Origin of the sequence: Aliidiomarina soli, from assembly GCF_003986975.1 — a bacterium.
GTDB classification, from domain to species: domain Bacteria; phylum Pseudomonadota; class Gammaproteobacteria; order Enterobacterales; family Alteromonadaceae; genus Aliidiomarina; species Aliidiomarina soli.
In genome coordinates, this window is the sequence record NZ_PIPO01000007.1 from 59,746 (window position 1) to 80,439 (window position 20,694).

The following is a 20,694-nucleotide window of genomic DNA, read 5'->3' on the forward strand; positions in this document are numbered from 1 at the left end:
TAATCCGGCGCTAATGTACTTCTCCGCAAGGTGCTCAGTTGCTCTGAGTGCTTATAACAAACACTATTTTGCGGGGTTGTCATGGGTGTATCCAAGGGTTGTCTTAGTTCTGGCCGTGCGGCGCGTTCGCCGTTAGCTATTTGTATTCAGGTTGCACTGGCGACCGGTCTGTGTGCGGGAATGAGCTCTGCATTGGCACAGGACGAGGCGACGGAAACCGAAGAGAATATTGAAGTTATTTCGGTGACCGGTAGCTACAGCCGTAGCCTGGAGCAGGCAAATGATCTGAAGCGTTATAACACAGGGTTTTCTGACTCAGTGGTCGCGACTGATATTGCTGACTTTCCGGAACAGAACCTGGCTGAAGCTCTGCAACGGATCCCCGGGGTTACCATTGAGCGCGACAAAGGCCTGGGAACCCGGGTCAACGTGCGCGGCCTACCTACAGAATTCACTCATGTCTCGATTAACGGCCTGGCCACAGCGTCAGGTAGCGGTGGTCGTGATGTTGAATTTGATATTTTTGCTTCTGAAATTATTCAGCAGGTAACGATTCAGAAGTCCCCGACTGCAGCGGACGAAGAGGGCGGAATAGCTGGCTCAGTAATGATTTCCACGGCGCGTCCGTTCGACTATTCCGAGTCGCGCTTTATTGCCAGTGCGGAAGCTGCTCATAATTCGATGTCCGGTGAAGTAGACCCACGGGTCTCGTTTCTGGCCAGTACGACATCGGGTCCCTGGGGCGGGCTGGCATCGCTGTCGTTTGCAACCCGGACCAATCGCACAGACTCCAACTCAGGGGTCGACTTCCGCCCGCTGGAACGTTTTGCGGCACGCACAGGCAGTGCAGAACGTGACGCCCAGGGGCAGCAGGCGGTTGACGTGGTTGAACGTGATACAGGGCGGGTCATTGATGACCGCTTTGACAGTGATGAAACCTCGCGGGTAGTGTTCCTGAATAAGGCGGGCGACCGTATTTATTTAAATGATCAGGAAAAGTGGGGCGCCACTGCAGCGTTACAGTACCGCCCGTCAGACAGTTTTAGTCTGACCCTGGACGCGATGCTCGGTGGCTATAACACCACGGAAGATGAGTACGATGCGGCAGCTTATTCGGCGTCGAGTATTAGTACCCTGGAGCAGATCCACGACTATGATGACACCACCTTGGCTGATTACGGCATTATGGTGTTGACGGACGCGTCTTATACCGCGACCCAGCATGAGTTTTTAAGTAAAGAAACGGTTAGCGATACCGACTTTTCCCAGTTGAGTTTATCACTCGACTGGCGACAGGGCCCATGGAGTGTATCTGGATTAGTAGGGTACTCAGGTGCCAGCAAACTGGAAGACTTTGCCAACCTCAAACATGTGGCATTTGCGCCTTCACGCACACGTTATACCGAACGCGGCGGTGAAACCATTCCCAGCCAAAGCGGTGCCGGATTCGATATGTATCAGGACGTTGAGCAGTACGTATTTGAGTCGTATCAGGTGAATCTGGAAGAAGTTGACGATGATAAGTACGCGGCACAACTGGATATTACCCGTGACATGCGGCTGGGCTGGTTACCTGCATTAATGGATATCCGCTTTGGGGTGCGTTACACCGATAAATCGAAGCAGCGTAATTTTGGTGACACCCTGGTCGGTGGTCCTGCTGCAGGGGATGCATCCTGGAGCAATACGCGGTTGTTGACCGAAAGCGAGCTCGAGTATGTGACGGATATTGTCCCTGGCGGCGGGTATCGGCCCAATGACATTAACTGGATGCAACCGTCCAATGCGTACGCGCGTAGCACCTTCCGCTACCCGGGTTTTGCGGTGGACTTTGAGCCAGGTGAGTTCTATCGCGTGGACGAAGAGGTATTGGCTGGTTACCTGATGGCCAATTTCGGTTTTGATGTGGGGCGTGTGCCTGTGGCTTTAAATACTGGCGTGCGTGCTGTGGATACGTCGGTTAATTCCTTTGGCTTTCACCAGGTTCAGAATCCTGATGGGTCGACCGGTTATACCGAGTCACCGGTGTCCAGCGATGGAAGCTACCGTGACTTCCTGCCCAGCCTCAACCTGACGGCGCAGTTGACTGACCAGGTGGTGTTGCGCGGAGCGGCGTCACGCACCCTGATGCGTCCTGCGCTGACTGACATTGCCTACCGGCGCAGTGTCAGCTGGAACGAATTCCGTTTCAGTGATGGCAACCCGGACCTTGAACCGACCTACGCAGACCAATGGGATCTGGGTCTCGAATGGTACCTTGATAACGGTGGCTTGTTTGCCGCGACCTATTTTGAAAAACGCATTGAGGGTGTGGTACGCCAGGAGCTGACCGGCATCGTGGAAGACGTGGAGAAGCTGAATGCTAACGGCACCCTGGATGGTTATTACGACTTTGATGTCTATCAGCCGATTAATGCGGACGGTTCTTACAGCATTTCCGGCCTTGAATTGATTGCGCATTTGCCATTCGATGCGATTCACCCAGCACTGGAAGGGTTCGGCATTAACAGCAACTACACGATGCTGGATAATTCATTAACTGGGGCATCAACGCTGAACATTCCGACCCCACCGGAAGGCTTAGCGGACAAAGTGTACAACGCCACCTTGTACTTTGAGAATGATCGCTTTGATGCACGGGTTTCGTACAACTACAAAGATGACTACGTGGAAGTTATCGAACGTAATATGTATCCGGTCTATCGCGAAGGCTATGGTCAGGTCGATATAGCGCTGGGCTACCAGTTGAGTGAGCGGGTCAGACTGACGCTTAAAGGCATTAATATGAGCGATGAAGCGACCCGCGGTTACACCATCGACCCTCGTTTCCCGGTTATGAATGAGTTCTCAGGGCGTCGTATCAGCCTGGGTATCCGGGCAGATATTTGATGGCGTTGAGGAAACTTGGCAAGGCGGTGAGCGGACTGATCCTGCTCGCCGCCTGTGGCCACATCCTTGCGCTTGATAGCAGCCAGGAACCAGCGCTTACCGGCACCCGGATAGCGTTTTTGCCGGATGTTCATTTCCATGATGTATATGCAAATTTCAGTGATGGGGCTTTCGCCGGGATTGGCGAACATGCGCATCAGCCGCAGGCTGTATTGCGCACCATGCAGGCCCAGCTCTACTCTACCCGTCTGTTCAATGAAAACTACTTTGCGCTGCATGCAGCGTTAGACGAACTGGCAGAGCAGGGGGTGGAACTGGTTATTTTGCCCGGTGACTTTAGTGACGACGGTCAGCCACTGCATTTGCGTGGTCTGCAGCAATTGCTGCAGCGCTACGAGCAAGAGCATGGCATGCGGTTCTTTGTGATTACCGGCAACCATGATCCGGTTCGACCCTATGACTTAGCGTCAGGAAAGCCGGATTTTCTCGGACCTGATGGGGCGCCGCTCGCTATATATAGCCATCAGCATGGGCTGTGCCAGCAGCCAGCCTCGTCGGATGTAATTTGCAGCGATGAACTGACCGAGCTCGGCTATGCGGGAATTTTTGACTACATGGGTGGTTTTGGTTTGCAGCCGCAGACTGAAGATATTTATTGGGAAACTCCTTACTCCTCCTACGCCTATTCCGAATACAGTTTGAGTGACGCGCAGCAGGCGTCGTCGTTGACTGAGCGACACTACCGTATATGCCGTGAGGGTGCGCCAAGCCAACCGGAAGACGAAAAGTCGCTGACCAATTGCACCTCGGTGAGTGACGCTTCTTATCTGGTTGAGCCGGTTGAAGGGCTGTGGTTGCTTGCGATCGACGCCAATATATACCAGCCAGTGGCCGAGCCGCGTGAACAGCTGAACCGGGCTGAGGACTTTTTAGGCGCCGGCAATGCGGGTTACAACATGCTGTTGACTCATAAACCACAGGTAGTGGAGTGGATAGCCGATGTGGTGCTGAGGGCGCGGCAACAGGGCAAGCAGCTGATCGCCTTTAGCCACTATCCGATGGCAGAGTTCTACAGTGGGATGTCACCCCATATTCGTCAGCTGTTTGGTTCACAAAGCTTCCAGATGGCACGTGAACCAACCCGCAACGTTAGTCAGGCGCTGGCTGATACCGGATTGCAGCTGCATGTCGCTGGTCATATGCATTTTAACCATACCAGTGTGGTTGAGGGCCGTGACGGGCAGCGACTGGTAAATATCCAGGCTCCGTCTATCGCCGGTTATCAGCCTGCCTATAAGTTACTGACCCTGCACGGGCCGAATCGGGTTGAAGTGAGTACGCCTGTGCTGTCAGACGTGCCTGGTTTCGACCGTTTCTTTGGCCTGTATCAGCGCGAACATGCGTATATGACCGGGCAGCAGGGTAGTGAGACGAGGTGGCAGAAAGAGGTGCTGCAGAGTAGCAGTTATGCTGAATTTACCGAATGGCATTTGCACGAACTGGCTCGGCAGCGTTTTTTGCCAAACGAGTGGCCTCAGCCATTGCGGGAAAGCATTTTACAGGCCAATGGTGCTGAGTTAGTCAGGATGCTACGACCAGACCATGTCAGCATCGACTCGGGTGATATCGATATGGAGCAGTTCGAAAGCTGGCAGGGGCTCGACTTAGCCATTGATTTCTACCGCTTGCGCAATGCAGGAACATTGGGATTGCAGGATATCCCAGCTGCGCGGATCCGCCAGTACAGCCAGCTTCAGCAACTGGCGGCGGTGACAGATTCAGAACTCGGCCAGCAACTGGCGCAGCTGCTGGTAATTTTTGACGGCTTCAGGGACGGTTTAATCAGCGACCACTTTTTTATTGATACCGCACAAGGGCGGGTTTACCCCGCTGCGGGGACTGATTAAGGCGCTCTAACAGCCGCTTCAATGAAAGACTTGCAAGCTACGGCGGCTTGCCGATGTTCTTCTATATTCTACATCTCTACGTTCTGCTGTTACTGTATACGTTAGCGGTCAGTGTTTGAGGTACAAATCACGGGCTTTTAATCGCTATAAACGTAATAGTAGCCAGGCCTGGATAAAATATCTGTAACTTGTTGCTGACGCGGGACTGGCAGAGTTTGAACCTTAGTTTAAGATTTTAGGGTGAGAGGTCGATAGATAGCTGCACAGTAAAGTCGGCGGCTAATTCGCGCTGTGGTTTTAGTGAAGTGTGGAAATTATCGAAATTATCAGACGCTTCCGGTAGAGTTAACAACAAGTTAACTTAGATACAACGTCTGGGTGTGGCAACGAGGAGTTGGATAGGGATGATGCTAAGAGGATTCTTGGTTCTTATATTGCTGGGAGTCAGCTTACCTTCAATGGCCCAGACATGGGTTTCACGTAATTATGTGGTTGAGCTAGAGCGTCAGTGCATTGAGGGTGATGTGGCCTGTGATGCGTACGAAGTGGTCTTCACCGATAAAAAGCGCGGGACGCGGAGCACCATGTACGGTCGCACCTTGCATACTGTTTGTGCTCATCCGGGCGCACGGTGCGGTTTGATGGGCTATCAGTTTTCCGATGCTGAACTTCGTTACCGTCTATATGAAAACGGAACGCTGGAAATCTATGATCGTGGTAACAGAATGTTAGAAAGCGAACGTGGAGACTGGCATAGCAGACCGCCCAGAGTGCGACGGTTATAGAAGAAGCCTGATGGCTTGACAGTCTTGTTATAGTATTACAACGAAGAGGCGCTGCGGCGCCTCTTTTGGTATCATTGTGTTTATTCACATTGCCCCCCATATGGGCAGTACCCCAAAATGGCAACACAAGCTATCTAACTGAAGTGATGATGTGGTGAAGAACGACATGCAGGTTAAAATTGCGGCGAAGACGAAACTTCCGACTCCGTTCGGTGAATTTGAATTAATTGGCTTTGAAACTGAGTCAGGGCAAGAACATGTCGCCCTGGCGATGGGCTCTTATACCGACGGTGCACCGGTGCTGACACGTGTTCATTCAGAATGTCTGACCGGTGATGCTCTGTTCAGTCAACGTTGCGATTGTGGCCCACAGCTGGAAGCGGCGATGCAGAAAATTGCTGACCAGGGGCGCGGTATTATTGTGTATCTGCGTCAGGAAGGGCGAGGCATTGGCTTAATTAACAAATTGCGCGCCTATGCTGAGCAGGATAAGGGCCTGGATACCGTGGAAGCCAATGAAATTCTTGGTTTTTTGCCGGACGCTCGCGATTACAGAGTCGCCGCTGCGATGCTTGAGGCGTTGAGTGTGGCGGAGATTCGGCTGATGACGAACAATCCCGATAAAGTACAATCGTTGACGGATGCCGGTATTAAGGTGGTCGAACGGGTTCCGCATCAGGTTGCTGCGTCCCCGCACAATCAGCATTATCTGGCGACCAAAACGAAGAAATTCGGCCATTTGTTGTAATTGCTTACAATTTAGTCCTATTGCTCTTTGCAGTGCCTGCTGAAGGAGCTTAAACTGGTGTCACCGACTTTTACTCCGTGACACCACGAGGACATTATAACAAATGAAAAAGCTCACTTTAGTCGCCAGCAGCGTAGCACTGGCATTGGGGCTGCTTGCATGCAGCCCGGCGAATGAACCGGAGACTCCGGATCAGCCAGATCCACAAACCCAAGCCAACACTGCAGAGCCTGAATTGCATGCAGGCTTGTTTCTCGAAGATTTCGACCGCACCGCTCGCCCGCAGGACGACCTGTTTCAATATGTGAACGGTAGCTGGTATGAAAACACTGAAATCCCAAGTGATATGTCGAGCTACGGTGCATTCCGTATTTTGCATGAAGAAAACGAGCAACGTCTGCATAGCATTATTGAAGATGCGATGGAAAAAGACGACGTCGAAGCGGGTTCAAACAATCAGAAGCTGGGTGACTTCTACGCCAGCTTTATGGATGAAGAACGCATCGAAGAGCTTGGCATTACTCCGATTGAAGAAGAACTGGAAATGATTTCCGGCGTTAGCAACCATAGTCAGCTCGCCGCTGTCATGGCGCAGTTGCAAATGCGTGGGATCGGTGGACCATTCAGCTTTTATGCCTGGGCCGATGCGCGTAACCCTGATTACAATACCCTTTACATGTCACAGGGTGGTTTAGGTCTGCCTGACCGCGACTACTACTTCAATGACAACGAGTCATTTACTGACATCCGTGAGAAGTACAAAGCATACATTGCTGACATTCTTACTGCTGCCGGACATGACAATGCAGCGGACGCCGCAGAGCGAATTTACCAACTCGAAGCACAGTTGGCTGAACACCATTGGACACGTGCTGAGAGCCGTGACGCTGAAGCAACATATAACCCGATGAGTACAGACGAGTTTGCTGAACTTATGGGTGATTTTGATTACTCGCTGTATGCCTCACAAGCAGAGCTGGATAGCGCTGAACAGTTGGTAGTGCGGATGCCGTCTTATTTTGAAGCTTTGCCTGGTATTTTCAGTGAAACTGATCTGCAAACCTGGCAGGACTATATGACACTGCGTACAGTAAACCGCTTTGCTTCACGTCTGAGTAGCGAATTTGCTGACCTCAACTTTGATTTCTATCAGACCACTTTAAGCGGTGTTCCTGAACAACAGGAGCGCTGGAAGCGCGCCGTTCAGGCGACCAACGGCGTTCTTGGAGAAGTGCTGGGCGAAGAGTATGTTGCCCGTCACTTCCCGCCAGAAGCGAAAGCACGGATGGAAGAGCTGATCGACAACCTGCTGGTGGCGTTTGAAGACTCTATTAACGATTTGGCGTGGATGACAGATGAGACCAAAGAGCAGGCCCTCGAGAAACTGTCGACTTTTACTCCGAAGATTGGCTATCCAAGTAAATGGAAAGACTACAGCGATTTAAGCATTGCTGCAGATGACCTGATCGGCAATACCAAACGCGCTTCAGTGTGGGCTTACCGCGATATGGTTGGACGTATTGGTGAGCCGGTTGACCGTGAAGAGTGGGGTATGACACCGCAAACCGTGAATGCCTATTACAGCCCAACGGCCAATGAGATTGTCTTCCCGGCTGGTATCTTGCAGCCTCCTTTCTTTGATATGGAAGCGGATGATGCAGTCAATTACGGTGGTATCGGTGCGGTGATCGGCCACGAGATCGGCCACGGTTTTGATGACCAGGGCTCACGCTATGATGGCGGCGGCAACCTGTACAACTGGTGGACTGACGAAGACCGCGAGCAGTTTGATAGCCGCGCACAGGTGCTTGTTGATCAGTTCAACGCGTTTGAACCGCTACCAGGCCTAAATATTAACGGTGAAGTTGCACTGGGCGAAAACATTGGTGATTTGGTGGGCTTAACCACGGCATTCCGTGCTTATCAGGAATCGCTTGAGGGTGAAAGTTCTCCGGTGCTGGAAGGCTACACCGGCGAGCAACGCTTCTTCCTGAGCTGGGCCCAGGTCTGGAAAATGAAGATGCGTGACGATGCCATGCGCGAGCAGATTGCCCGTGGTCCGCATGCTCCACCTAAGTACCGTGCGATGGGCGCGCCGCGGAACGTTGATGCGTTCTATGAAGCCTTTGACGTGAAAGAAGGTGACGGTATGTTCATCCCGGAAGATGAGCGTGCACGGATCTGGTAATACCGGTTGTGATTAAATAATCAGGTATAAAAAAGGGGCGCAAGCCCCTTTTTTATGGCCAAATTCAGGTCTGCTACTGAGAGACGGTTATGGCATTTAGAGATTATATAACCTTTGGTCCCGCCACCCTGGTGGCTGCTGCTTTTATTGGCCCAGGTACAGTTGTCACCGCGTCGCTGGCGGGCGCTGAGTTTGGCTACGATTTACTCTGGGCGTTGTTGTTCGCGGTCGCAGCAACCATGGTCTTGCAGGAGATGGCCGCCCGTATTGGGGTCGTTACCGGTCAGGGGTTAGGTGAAAGCTTACGCTCGCTGGTGGTGCACCCCTTGGGTCGACCCGCATTCATAACGGTGGTGCTGGCTGCGGTGGTGGTCGGTAATAGCGCGTTCCAGGGTGGTAACCTAACCGGGGCTGCCCTGGGTGCAGATGCGTTGGCCGCTGACATTCCGCTGCTGCACCATGTGCAGGAGACGACTCAGGTGAATCTATGGGCGATTCTGGTGGGGCTGATTGCGATAGCTGTATTATGGAGTGGTCACTACAAACGCATCGAGCGCGTCTTAGTGGTGCTGGTGCTGCTGATGTCACTGGCCTTTCTGACCACCTTTGTGGTTAGCCGGCCTGATCTGAGTAGTCTGATGGCTGGTCTGGTGCGGCCTTCGATACCGGCAGGTGGCGCCCTGACCATGATGGCATTGATTGGAACGACTGTGGTGCCATACGCATTGTTTCTGCATGCATCCAGTGCCAGCAAACGCTGGCCGCGTGTTGCGGGGGAGTCGCCAGGTCCGGCGGTAGGCGCGGCCCGGCGTGATGTCCTGGTTTCAATTCCGTTAGGTGGGCTGGTTACCCTGGCGATTGTGTCGACGGCCGCGTCGGCTTTCTTTGGCCAGACGGCCAGCATTGAAGGCGCCGCCGATCTGGCGCAGTCTCTGAACCCAGTGTTCGGCTCTGCAGCGACTTACCTGATGGCACTCGGCTTGCTGGCTGCCGGAGTGTCCTCATCGGTAACGGCACCCTTAGCCTCGGCTTATGCGCTAAGTGGGGTGCTCGGCTGGTCGGCGGATATGCGCAGTTGGCGTTTTCGTTTAACCTGGCTCACTATCATAGTGATAGGTATGCTGCTGGCCTCACTTGGGGTCAGGCCGGTAACCCTGATCCTGTTTGCGCAGGTCGCGAATGGCATCCTGTTGCCGTTGATAACGGCGTTTTTGCTGTTAGCGGTGAACCGCAGTGAGCTTGGTCAATACGCCAATTCGCGGTGGCAGAACCTGCTTGGCGGCTTGGTATTTGTGGTCGCCTGTGGACTGGGTGGGCGCAGTATCTGGCTGGCCCTTTGGGCTGGCTGAATGGGGTAGTGAAGCAGACCAAGATGGCGGTAAGGTGCACTACATAGTGGTCATAGTGCAAATTAGCTCTCGGTAGACTGTTTCTATCTTATTGATTTTAAGTGAATAATTGTTGGCTCGCGTGTTGCATAAGCATTAACCATAAACATGGGTTTATTTAACTAACAACACTGTCGCTGTCAGCGTAGCGTGAAAAAGAACAAGGAGATTACTATGGGTCCATTTGAAATTGCTGCCATTGCTATTATTGGTGGTTGTGCCATTGAGATATACCGTACCTACGTCAAACGTCAGAATGCCAAACAGAGTAAGACTGACCCGGCGTTACGGGAGGAAGTGGAGGCCCTGAAAGAACGGGTAGCGACGCTGGAAGCTTTGGTGACGGATAAATCCTATCAGCTGCGGGAAGAGTTCAAGCGCTTGTAATTAGGGTTGCCTGATGCACCGCTAAACCAATAAAAAAGAGCCAGTCTGCGTGAAGCGGGCTGGCTCTTTTAGTTCGCTAAGACCTCAGCGGCTGCTGAGGTCACTATCGGCGTTTAGGCTTCAAACGCGCGGTCAATTAGCAGATGCAGGTAGTTATAATGAGTACGGGCCTCATCGCTGGCGCGACGTGGCATGCTCATGTTACGAATACGACGTAACTGACCCACGGCACTAGCCTGACTCAGGTTGTCGTAGCTCGAACCAGTTCCCAGACCGGCAATACCAATCAGGCGGTTGATGTACTCAACCTGCAGGTTTTGGCTGGTAGTGGTCAGATCGGCACTGGGGAAAATGGCGCTGGTCAAATCGGCCATCATCTCGTTTAAACGATACTCGTTGCCATACAAGCTGCTGTCAGATAGACGCTGCAGAACATTCTCATGCAGAATGTGGTTAAACACATTGCGTTGAATGTTCAGTACCATTTGATGCGGCTTCGGATCTTCATTATCACCATAGTGATTGAAGCCACGACGTTGTTGCTGCATGTAACTTAGTACCGGGTGCATGCTTTCCAATGCATTTGGGGCGAACACGTAGTCAGCTAATGCTTCCATGGCTTGCTTCTGGGTTTCGCGTGGTACCGGGGTATACGGACGAACATCATCGTCCTGTCCGACATACGCACGTTCCACATAGACACCACCAACAAAGCGGCTGACCACGTTTGCCTGGCCTGCATACTGACCATAGAGCATATTGGCACTGGTCAGAACACGCTGATGCGACTCACCCTCTTCACGGCCTTTGTCCAGCAACTGACCGAACTCATGATTTACTAAGTCCCAGCGGTCCACTGCATAGGCAACCGGATCGGAGGTCATTGCGCCAGTCATGATCCGCGGATCGATATGACGACCCGGGGCACGCATGTCGTCGGCGTCGTTGCCGAATGCCAGCTCATGCTCGTGAGACCGATTAAGGATAGCCTGTAGGCGAGCTTCTTCGGCCTCAGGGTCCTGCAGTGCAGGCGAATAGCCGTATTCGATTGCCCACAAGTCATAAGGACCCGGCTTGTAGCTGTAGTAATCACCCTGGGTTCCGCCCACTGGTGCCAGGTTGACCGGGTTGTAGTCCATGACTGAGCCGGCAATAACGCCCTGAGTGAGTTCAGCGTCATGAACCTGCTGGTTATCCCATAAACTATGCGATTTCATGTTGTGGTTCAGACCCAGAGTGTGACCCACTTCATGCATGATCAAATGACGTAAGCCCTGCACCAGAATCGGGTCATTCTCGATGTCATCGTACATACGGTTATCGGAGCCTAAACGGGCGAACATCTGACCCATATGCAACTCATGACCCAAACTGCACAGCATCGTTGCGTCATCATTGGTATGTAGATCCGAATGTGCAGCACCTTGCGAGAATAGCTCGCCTAAGGTCCAGCGGTTCGACATAAACACATATTCAAGCATAATGTTGGAGCTGATTAACTCACCTGTCAGCGGGTTAGCCAGTGATGGACCATAACCGCCAAACGGAGGGCGTGGTGAAGAGGTCCAACGCAACACATTGTAATTCACATCGCCGGCATCCCATTCTGCATCGTCGGGTTGCTCACGAACTTCCATCGCGTTCTTGAAGCCAGCGGCTTCGAAGGCGATGTTCCAGTCTTCTACACCCTGGCGAATGGCATCACGCCACTCGTGCGGAGTGGTGTTCTCAATCCACCAAACGATGGGTTCGACAGGCTCAGACAACTCAGCATCCGGATTCTGTTTTACCAGGTTCCAGCGGTTGATGACATCACCCCACGGCGCCCACTCAGGGTTGGTCATTTGATCAAATTCCTGGGTGAAATAGCCAACGCGCGGGTCGTCACGGCGTGGTTGGTAATCATTTTCCGGCATTTCAATAAATGAATGTTGCAGGCTGATAGTAATTGAACGAGGGTCAGCAATGGCATTTGAGCCAAATACGACAGGTTCTTCGTTGACGAAAACGTAATCAACCACGACGTCCATATTGTTTTCGTACACACGTTCGCGGGCAATGCGCGAACGGTCAGAATTCAGTTGGCCGAGCGAGAACGCCGGGCCAGACTGATTCGGATTCGCCCACGGAGCAACCCGGTGCAACGCCTGGCTTTTAAATAGTGGATCCGCTTTGACCAGCACCCGACCATTGTCGTCGGCTTCAATATCAAGCACAGCGAGGACCGCTTCACTACGGTTTGCGTCAGCAGCACGGCTTAACGGACTGTCTTGGTCAAAGGTGTAGCGTGGGTTCCAGGTCACCACTTCGATACGATTAAAGTGGCGACGGAATTCAATCAGGTTGGTTTGGCGGAAGTTACCGCGGAAATGGCCGGCTTCAACCACGCCATCCATGGTTTGGGCAAAATAGATAAATGGCGTATCCAATTGCTCGTTTGATAACGACAGCATGGTTTCGCCGTTTTCTTCGTTGCGGTAGAAATTAAAAAGACCTTCCTGCGCAGTCAGTTCGGCGATGAGTTCGGCATAGCCTTTATCACCGTTTTCTTCTGCGTCTTCTTCAGCCCAGGCTGGCGTCAGTACAAGACTCATCGCAATCAGGCTGGCAAGGGTGGATTTGCGTACTGTTAGCATAAAATTTCCTATCAGTGTGTATCGTCAGTGTTGGCATCTAGTTGTTATGGTTTACCCTGCCATTGTATCGCAGTTGTCTAACAAATGGTGTGGGCAAAATGTAAGAAAAGTTGTATTGCTGGCGCGGGGAGCGGCGGCTATAGTAGCGGCATGATTATAATTCGCGAGTACGCCAGCCAGGTCTGGGGAGCCATTACCTACCATAAACGGCCCTTACTGGCGTTCCATTTGTATTTTTCGTTACTGGCATTGTTTGTGCTAAGTCCATTAGCGGGCTGGACGCTGGCTGGCCTGGTCCAGCTTAGTGGGTCGACGATGCTGGGCAATGAGGATTTAGCGCGTTTTTTGCTGACCCCAACGGGTATCGCCTGGGTACTGCTAGCCGCTTCATTTGTGGCTTTTTTCCTCTTTTTTCAGTCGGCGGGGATGATTCTGATTGCTGCACGTGATCAGGATGACCGATTCCACACTGCGAGCAACGCCTTGTGGCGTGTACTCAAACGCTTTACCGATCTGTTTAAACTCGCCTCGATGCAGGTGGTCTCTCATTTATTGCTCGCCGCACCTAGCCTGCTTCTGCTTCTGTGGCTTTTTCAGTGGTTGCTGGGTGACTACGATATTTACTATGTGGTCAACGTTCATCCGACTGAGCTTTTCTACTTCCTGCCGTTGGCCACCATGTTGCTGATTGCTTTACTGTTGGGCAATGGGTTGCTTTACGTCAGTTGGTCAATGGCGTTACCAGCCATGCTGCTGGACGGTTTTAAGCCACGGGTGGCGCTGACCCGCAGTTGGCAGCTGGTGAAAGGTGCGCGCTTCAAAGCGGCACGGTTAATTTTGTTGATTGCCATACTGACTTTGTCCTTGCCGATTGTATTTACTTTGACCTTTGAGGCCATTGGTGCGGCATTGATGGCCTGGTTACCGGGTCCGACAGCGGTCCAGGTCACCCTGATGGGGCTACTCATCGTGCTCTACGTGTTGTTGGCGGTAGTGCTGTCATTTATTGCTATTAGTGCCAACAGCCTGCTGCTGTTAAAGCTATACCTGCGCAGCTGCGGCCATACTCCGCAGGTGTTTGCTGAGTTCGAGCCCAGAGCGACCGCCCCCCTGGCGTGGTCGTTTGAACTGGTGATGGCGCTTCTCGCGCTGGGTCAACTGACCTATGTGGCGCAAAGTTTCGATACCCGTACCGAGGTGCTCAACATTGCCCACCGGGGTGCGTCCATTGACGCACCAGAAAACTCACTGGCCGCGATTGAAAAGGCGATCGAGCAGGGCGCTGATTACATTGAGCTGGATGTTCAGCAAACTGCTGATGGCGTGTTAGTCCTGCTGCATGATCGTGACTTGTTGCGGGTCGCAGGTGACCAGCGCGCTATCTGGGATATTTCTTATGCTGAACTGGCACAGCTCGATGCCGGCAGCTGGTTTGCGCCGGCGTTTGCCGCAGAGCAGGTACCGACACTGGCTGAGGCGGTTGAATTAATGCGAGGCCGGGCCAGGCTTTACCTCGAAGTGAAAACCTCACCCGCGATGCCAACCCTGGTCGAGGATACCGTTGCGGCGCTGCAGCAGCTTGAGTTTGTCGATGACACCCTGATTGCTGCCTTGTCGCCGCGGGTGTTGGATCAGGTGCGTGAGCTGGAACCGGATCTGCGTACCAGCTTGTTGGTGCATACGGCGATCGGCGCATTTACCCGGCAACCCTATGATGCTCTGAGTTTACGCGACGCCGTCACCGGGCCAGCGGAACTACGAGCGGCGCGCAGCGGTGGTTATCAGCTGCATGTGTGGACAGTAAACAACAGTAGTGACATGCACCGCTATATGGACATGGGTGTGGATGGAATAATTACCGATCTGCCCGCGCTGCTGAGTGAAGTTCAGCAGGAGCGGGCTGATTTAAGTGCCGGCGAACGGCTGTTGCTGCGCATGCGCCATTGGGTATGGTGAAGCGGTTACTCTGTTTGTGGTATGCGCATGACCAGCGAGTACATCACTGGCACTACAATCAGCGTCAACAGAGTAGCGAAGCCAAGACCAAACATTATGGTCACCGCCATCGCGGCAAAGAACTCGTCAAATAACAACGGGATCATGCCAAGGATGGTGGTAACGGCTGCCATGCTGACCGGGCGGACCCGGCTCACCGAGGCGTCGAACAACGCTACATGACCGCTTTTGCCACTGTCCTCTTCTGCTTTTATCTGCTCCAGTAACACCACGCCGTTTTTGATTAGCATGCCAGTTAAGCTGAGTAATCCAAGCAATGCCATAAAGCTGAATGGCTGACCGGTGATCAGTAAGCCCATACTCACGCCGATAATCGACAGTGGTACTGTGGTCCAGACAATAGCTGCTTTACGCGCTGAACTGAAAAGCAGCGCGGTGATAACAAACATGCACAGGTAGCCAAAGGGTAACGAGGTAAAGAGCGCCGCCTGGGCATTGCCCGAGGCTTCATATTCACCGCCCCATTCGAGGGTGTAACCACGGGGTAGTGGAATCGCTTCAATCAGCGGCTGAATCCGGCGTTGTACGTCGGCGGCGGTGTGTTCGCCAAAGAGATCAGGGTCGGCCATTACAGTAAGTGTTCGCTTACGATCGCGGCGTTTGATGAGCGAATCTTCCCAGGCCAACGGCATGTCGGTTACGACCTGAGCCAACGGAATATAGCGATTCAAAACCGGGCTGTAGACCTGCAGATCCTGCCAGTTGTCGAGGTCGAGACGCTCTTCACTCGGTGCGCGAATAACAATTGGCAATAAGTCAGTGCCGTCGCGGTAGACCCCAACATGCTTGCCACTAAAGTTGGCCAGTAGCAGTTCGTCGACGTCTGCTTTGGTAATTCCGACCCGACGAGCGACCGTTTCATTGAACTGTGGCTGCAACACCATCGAACGTTCACGCCAGTCATCCATCACATTGACAACGTCGGGGTCGTCTTCAAGTAGCTGCTTTGCCTGGTGCGCCAGTTGTCTTAAATGCTGCGGATCCGGCCCACTAAAGCGCGCCTCAATTTTGGCGGTTGAAGGAGGCCCAATTTCCATCCGCCGCAGCTTAATTCTGGCTTGTGGATGGTGACTGGCAAAGTACTCCGAGGTATCTTCCATCAGCCCTTGCAGGCTGTCCATATCCCGTCCCTGAACAATCAGCTGGGCAAAATTATCGTGGGCTTTCTCGACCACATAGGTGAGCGTGAAACGTAACGCGCCCTGGCCGATGGTGGTGGCTACCTGATCAACGTCCGGGTGTTCAGTCAGAAAGCGTTCTGCCTGCTCAATATCAGCACTGGTCGCACGGATGTCAGTACCTTGTGGATACCAGACTTCAACGTAATAGAGTGGCGTGTTCGCGGCGGGGAAGAAACTCTGTTTGACCGCGCCAAAACTAATCACCGCGGTGACTAGTAATACGCCCATCGCGACCAGGGTGAGGCCGCGAAAGCGCAGACAAAATTTGAGCAGGGTGCGGTAAAACTGGTAAAGCGCACCACGATAAGGGTCATCATGGTCAGCGTCGGACTCACGAGGGTTACTGCTCTCGGATGAGAGGCGCGGTGCTTTTAACAAGCGCTCGCCAAGGAAAGGCACCAGGGTCAGGGCGGTGAACCAGCTCAATAGCAAGGAAATCAGCAGCACCCAGAACATGGAACCAGCAAATTCACCGGTCGCATCAGCGGACAGCCCTATCGGGGCAAAGGCGATTACCGCGATGACAGTCGCGCCTAACAATGGCCACATGTTCTGTTTGACCACGTCACGCGCCGCATCAAGTTTTGAACGGCCTCGTTGCACGCCGACCAGCATGCCTTCGGTAATGACTATCGCATTGTCGACCAGCATGCCGAGGGCAATAATTAATGCGCCTAACGAGACCCGGTGCAACTCGATACTGAAAAGCGACATAAAAATGAAGGTGCCGAGTACGGTAATCAGCAGCACGAAGCCGATAATAAAGCCGGAGCGCATGCCCATGGTCAACAACAGGGCCAGCATGACGATAACAACCGCTTGCGCCAGGTTTATCAGGAAGCCGTTGACTGAGCTTTCAACTTTGGCCGGTTGGTTGTAAATGGCATCAATGTTAAGGCCGGCTGGCGTCGCATACTCAATATCGTCCAGTGCCTGTTGCACCCGTTCGCCGACTTCAACCACGTTGACTCCAGAGGCGAATGACACACCGAGCCAGACTGAAGACTGGCCCTGAAAGTGCAGAATGTGATCAGGAATGGGTTCCGGACTGCGATAAATTCGAGCGACATCACCCAGATAAAGCTGCTCCTGAGCTCCGGGGTTGCTGATAAGGAGCATTTCCATTGCTTCGACACTGCTGAACTCACCACTGGTGGCAAATCGCACCGCATCGTCATCAAGCATGACCTGTCCGGCGTTGGATACGGTATTCTGTGTCGATAACAACTCGTAGATACGCTGCGGTGAAATCCCCAGGTTGGCGAGACGTGCACGCGAGACTTCAACCACCACCTGCTCTTGCTGAACCCCGGAAATCGTTGCTTTGGCAACACCGGGAATACTGACCAGTTCACGTTGCACATAGCGCGCGTGGTCGTGCAGCGCTCTGTTGCTATAGCCATCACCGGTCAGGGCGAGCAGTACACCGTAAACGTCAGCAAAATCGTCCATTACCTGCGACGGATTGGAACCCGGTGGCAGCTGGTGCTGGCTGTCATTGACTTTACGCCGCAATTCATCCCATATCTGTTTAAGCTCGCGAGCGCGATAGGTGTCCTGCATTTCAACGGTTATTTGCGACAAGCCAGGTTTGGAAATCGACGTGATATGGCGAACGTATTGCAGTTCCTGGATTGCACTTTCAAGCCGGTGGGTGACCTCTTCTTCAACCTGCTGCGCTGACGCCCCCGGGTAGCTGGTAATGACTAGCGCCTGCTTTAGGGTGAACTCGGGGTCTTCAAGCCGGCCGAGTCCATCCAGCGCAAACGCACCGCCAATCAATAAAATCAGTAACAGTAACCAGCTGCTGGTGCGGTTTTTAATTGAGTACTGCGCAATATCCATTGCTTATAACCCCCGCTCACGGTGCCAGGGCTTAACGGTCTGCCCATCACGCAGGTGGTGAACGCCAGCCTGTACCACCAAATCTCCCGCCTGCAGGCCACTACTTATTTCGACACCGTCATTGGTCATATTGCCAATCTGCACCGCCTGCAACTGAATGCTGCCGATTTCATCGCCCTCGGCGGACTGCCGCTGATACAGCCAGACATAGGCGCGACCATCGCGCAGCGGTTGTTGCTCCGGGGCGAATACAGCCGACGCTGGCACCACCACCACCTCAGGTTGTGCCTGAGTCATGCGGTTGGTATCGATCAACACAGTGGCCGTCATGCCGGGCAGGATATTGACGTTATCTGGCGCTGCCAGCGTGAACACCACACGGTAGGTATTGGTGGCTGGGTCAGCGATACGATCCCATTCGCGGATAGTAGCGGGATAAAAGTGGTTCGGCATGCCATCAAATGTCACGTCAGGCTGATACTCGAGATCCCGGCGCACGCGTGCGAAAAGGCGTTCCGGAACCTGGATGCTGACATCGATAAATCCGTCTACCTGCAAAGTCAGAATGGGTTGCTGGGGGGCGATGTTCTCGTGGTTTTCCACGTGCAAATGGGCGATGACGCCGTCAAAAGGTGCTTTTAAACGGGTGTACTCGAGATTGGTTTCGGCACCTTGCAGGTTGGCCCGGGCGACACGTAAGTCGGCTCTGGATTGGTCGAATGCGGCCTGTGACAGCATATTTTCGTCCACCATTCGCTGGTTCCGTTGGTGTTGGGCTTCACTTAGCTCTGCCTGAGCTGAGGCTTGCTCAACCGCTAATTCGTAATCGGTTGGGTCAAGTGCCGCCACTAAGTCGCCCTGGTTTACCGACTGCCCTGGTCGCAATGGCAGCAGCTCGAGCTGGCCACCGACACGAAATGCCAGTTCTGCGGTTTGGGTTGCCTCGACAATGGCCGGGAAACGCCGGATCTGATGTTCACTATGTCCGCTTACCTGGTACAGATGAACTGGCCTCGGTTGCTCTGCGGCAGTTGGCTGAGAGGGGTCGCTGCAAGCAGATAGCAGCACGGCTAGTGCTGGGAGTATGAGGACTAAATTGCGCACAGGTAACATGTTAAAACCTTGTAGTGGACCAGTATTCTGATAAAGCAGTGTAGTCAATTTATTTTTAAAGTAATATTGAATAAATTTTTTGCTTTTATTAAGGATTTCTTAATGACTATCTGGCAGTTGCAGGTATTTAAAGCGATCGTCGATGACGGCAGTTTGCAGCTGGCGGCGGCACGTCTGCATCGCACGCCACCCGCGCTGAGTATGACCTTAAGTAAGCTGGAGCAGGAACTTGGTTTCAGTTTGTTCACCCGCGAGGGCTATCGCCTTCGTCTGACCCCGCGCGGCAAGCAGTTTACCCGGCATAGCTACGAGCTGCTGCGGCAGCATGCCAAGCTTGAATCGTTCAGTGCGTTATTGGCCAGTGGCGCGGAAGCTGAGCTGGAGCTGGCGTTTGATGCCACCTGCAACGCCAATTTACTGACACCCGCTTTGCAGCTGGTGCAGCAACAGTTTGCTGGCACTGAATGCATCGTAAACGGATATTCGCAGTTGAATGCATTAAAAATGGTGCAGGACAATCAGGTCGCACTTGCGCTGACACCCTGGCTGCCTGTGTTTCAGCAGCGCGCTGATTTTGAGAGCTTGTATGTATGTGAATTTGAGCTGACGGTGGTGATAGCGCGTGACCTGGTGCCAGGCACGGAGCGGCCCACACGTGAACTGTTAAATACGCTTCCTTATGTGTTGCCACAGAAGATGGATATGGGCATCGACCCTGAGCAGATCTACCGGGTAGGCGGTGTCGCACGGTTAAGAGTGAATGACGTTTCGACACTGCTGACCTTTATTAAAGCTGGCATGGGGTGGGGCATCGTACCGCGGCAACTGGTTGCTGACTCGATAGCAGAGGGTGAACTGGTGGAACTTAATATTGACGGTTTCCTTGACCGCATTCGCGCGGAGGTGCATCTGGTTAAACTTGCGAGCACTGTCCTTGGCCCTGCGGGCCAGGTGGTATGGGACTATTTTCGGCAGTTCGAGCGCAAGTAATCAGTTTGTGACAAACATATTGAATGTGGCACATATATTGAATGCTTTTTCAATATAAAACGCTAAAGCACATAAAAAGCGCTGACCAGGACGAAATTCGGGGTGAGGCTGTCAAACTATCGGCGCCTCAGGTAGGAAGCAGAGATGCATCGCATCCAAAGAACAATAAAGAGTTACTATGGTTGATGTAGGACGAGTTCATACTGCGCCTGGACCGACGGTCGGTCTGCAGGCACAGACATCGCAAGGCGAGAAAGGGCGTAAACCTTTTAATCCTGAAATTCTCAGCGAAGAGAAAGCGGCCGCAGGCGTCGCTCGCGAGCTGGCTGAAGCCAGTTCAGATCAAGCCATTACTGCACCTGCTGCCGCCAGCGACACCGCTGCCACACAAGGGGCGTCGAACCAAACCAAGGAAAGCGCCGAATGGTCACGCTCTGAGGGGGCACCTAACTGGTCCACGCTGAGTGCATCTTCGAAGGGTTATACTTTCACCGAGCGGGCAATTACGCTGTACCGCCATATCCACGCCATGCCGGTCTAGGCCGGCCTCGATTCTGTTTATATTGTTCTTCCATCGTCTCCATACTGCCCCGCTATTTTCCTTCTGACTACAAGCCATAA

The 20,694-nt window shown here is 53.0% G+C and carries 13 protein-coding genes; 10 read left to right on the forward strand and 3 right to left on the reverse strand.

Translation table 11 applies throughout. The features are described from left to right. The first annotated feature begins 81 nt into the window (after window positions 1–81). From CWE14_RS14160 to CWE14_RS14190, 7 genes are all read left to right on the forward strand, one after another. Window positions 82–2,889 (forward strand): TonB-dependent receptor, encoded by a 2,808-nt coding sequence (locus CWE14_RS14160; RefSeq protein WP_126799982.1) that lies wholly within the window; start codon window positions 82–84, stop codon window positions 2,887–2,889. Then, on the forward strand, window positions 2,889–4,796 hold the full coding sequence (locus CWE14_RS14165) for a metallophosphoesterase family protein (RefSeq protein WP_126799983.1): 1,908 nt from the start codon (window positions 2,889–2,891) through the stop codon (window positions 4,794–4,796). The genes CWE14_RS14160 and CWE14_RS14165 overlap by 1 nt, the downstream gene beginning before the upstream one ends. A 458-nt stretch (window positions 4,797–5,254) precedes the next feature. Then, window positions 5,255–5,581, forward strand: a complete 327-nt coding sequence (locus CWE14_RS14170; protein WP_126799984.1) for a hypothetical protein — start codon at window positions 5,255–5,257, stop codon at window positions 5,579–5,581. A gap of 166 nt (window positions 5,582–5,747) precedes the next feature. Then, on the forward strand, window positions 5,748–6,329 hold the full coding sequence (ribA, locus tag CWE14_RS14175) for a GTP cyclohydrolase II (protein WP_126799985.1): 582 nt from the start codon (window positions 5,748–5,750) through the stop codon (window positions 6,327–6,329). A 103-nt stretch (window positions 6,330–6,432) separates the two neighbouring features. Further along, window positions 6,433–8,517, forward strand: coding sequence for a M13 family metallopeptidase (locus CWE14_RS14180; RefSeq protein ID WP_126799986.1), 2,085 nt, complete (start codon window positions 6,433–6,435; stop codon window positions 8,515–8,517). Between the two features lie 89 nt (window positions 8,518–8,606). Beyond that, complete coding sequence (locus CWE14_RS14185) at window positions 8,607–9,866, forward strand: Nramp family divalent metal transporter (protein WP_126799987.1); 1,260 nt, start codon at window positions 8,607–8,609, stop codon at window positions 9,864–9,866. A 213-nt stretch (window positions 9,867–10,079) separates the two neighbouring features. Continuing rightward, window positions 10,080–10,292 carry a hypothetical protein gene (locus CWE14_RS14190; RefSeq protein WP_126789048.1) on the forward strand — a complete coding sequence of 71 codons (213 nt, stop codon included), beginning with the start codon at window positions 10,080–10,082 and terminating at the stop codon, window positions 10,290–10,292. Between the two features lie 113 nt (window positions 10,293–10,405). Here CWE14_RS14190 and CWE14_RS14195 read toward each other — a convergent pair whose 3' ends face one another. After that, a complete protein-coding gene (locus CWE14_RS14195) occupies window positions 10,406–12,928 on the reverse strand; it encodes a zinc-dependent metalloprotease (RefSeq protein ID WP_126799988.1) in 2,523 nt (840 codons plus the stop codon). 150 nt (window positions 12,929–13,078) lie between these two features. Here CWE14_RS14195 and CWE14_RS14200 point away from each other — a divergent pair, with 150 nt between their 5' ends. Then, window positions 13,079–14,884, forward strand: a complete 1,806-nt coding sequence (locus CWE14_RS14200) for a glycerophosphodiester phosphodiesterase family protein (protein WP_198676605.1) — start codon at window positions 13,079–13,081, stop codon at window positions 14,882–14,884. 5 nt (window positions 14,885–14,889) lie between these two features. Here the strand turns inward: CWE14_RS14200 and CWE14_RS14205 are convergent, their stop codons facing one another. Continuing rightward, window positions 14,890–17,970: an efflux RND transporter permease subunit gene (locus CWE14_RS14205; protein WP_126799990.1), complete on the reverse strand. Its 3,081-nt coding sequence runs from the start codon at window positions 17,968–17,970 to the stop codon at window positions 14,890–14,892. 3 nt (window positions 17,971–17,973) lie between these two features. After that, window positions 17,974–19,083, reverse strand: a complete 1,110-nt coding sequence (locus tag CWE14_RS14210; protein WP_126799991.1) for an efflux RND transporter periplasmic adaptor subunit — start codon at window positions 19,081–19,083, stop codon at window positions 17,974–17,976. Between the two features lie 102 nt (window positions 19,084–19,185). Here CWE14_RS14210 and CWE14_RS14215 point away from each other — a divergent pair, with 102 nt between their 5' ends. Both CWE14_RS14215 and CWE14_RS14220 read left to right on the forward strand, forming a co-directional pair. Continuing rightward, window positions 19,186–20,073, forward strand: a complete 888-nt coding sequence (locus CWE14_RS14215; RefSeq protein ID WP_126799992.1) for a LysR family transcriptional regulator — start codon at window positions 19,186–19,188, stop codon at window positions 20,071–20,073. 178 nt (window positions 20,074–20,251) lie between these two features. Beyond that, window positions 20,252–20,614, forward strand: coding sequence for a hypothetical protein (locus CWE14_RS14220; RefSeq protein WP_126799993.1), 363 nt, complete (start codon window positions 20,252–20,254; stop codon window positions 20,612–20,614). Window positions 20,615–20,694: the final 80 nt, after the last annotated feature.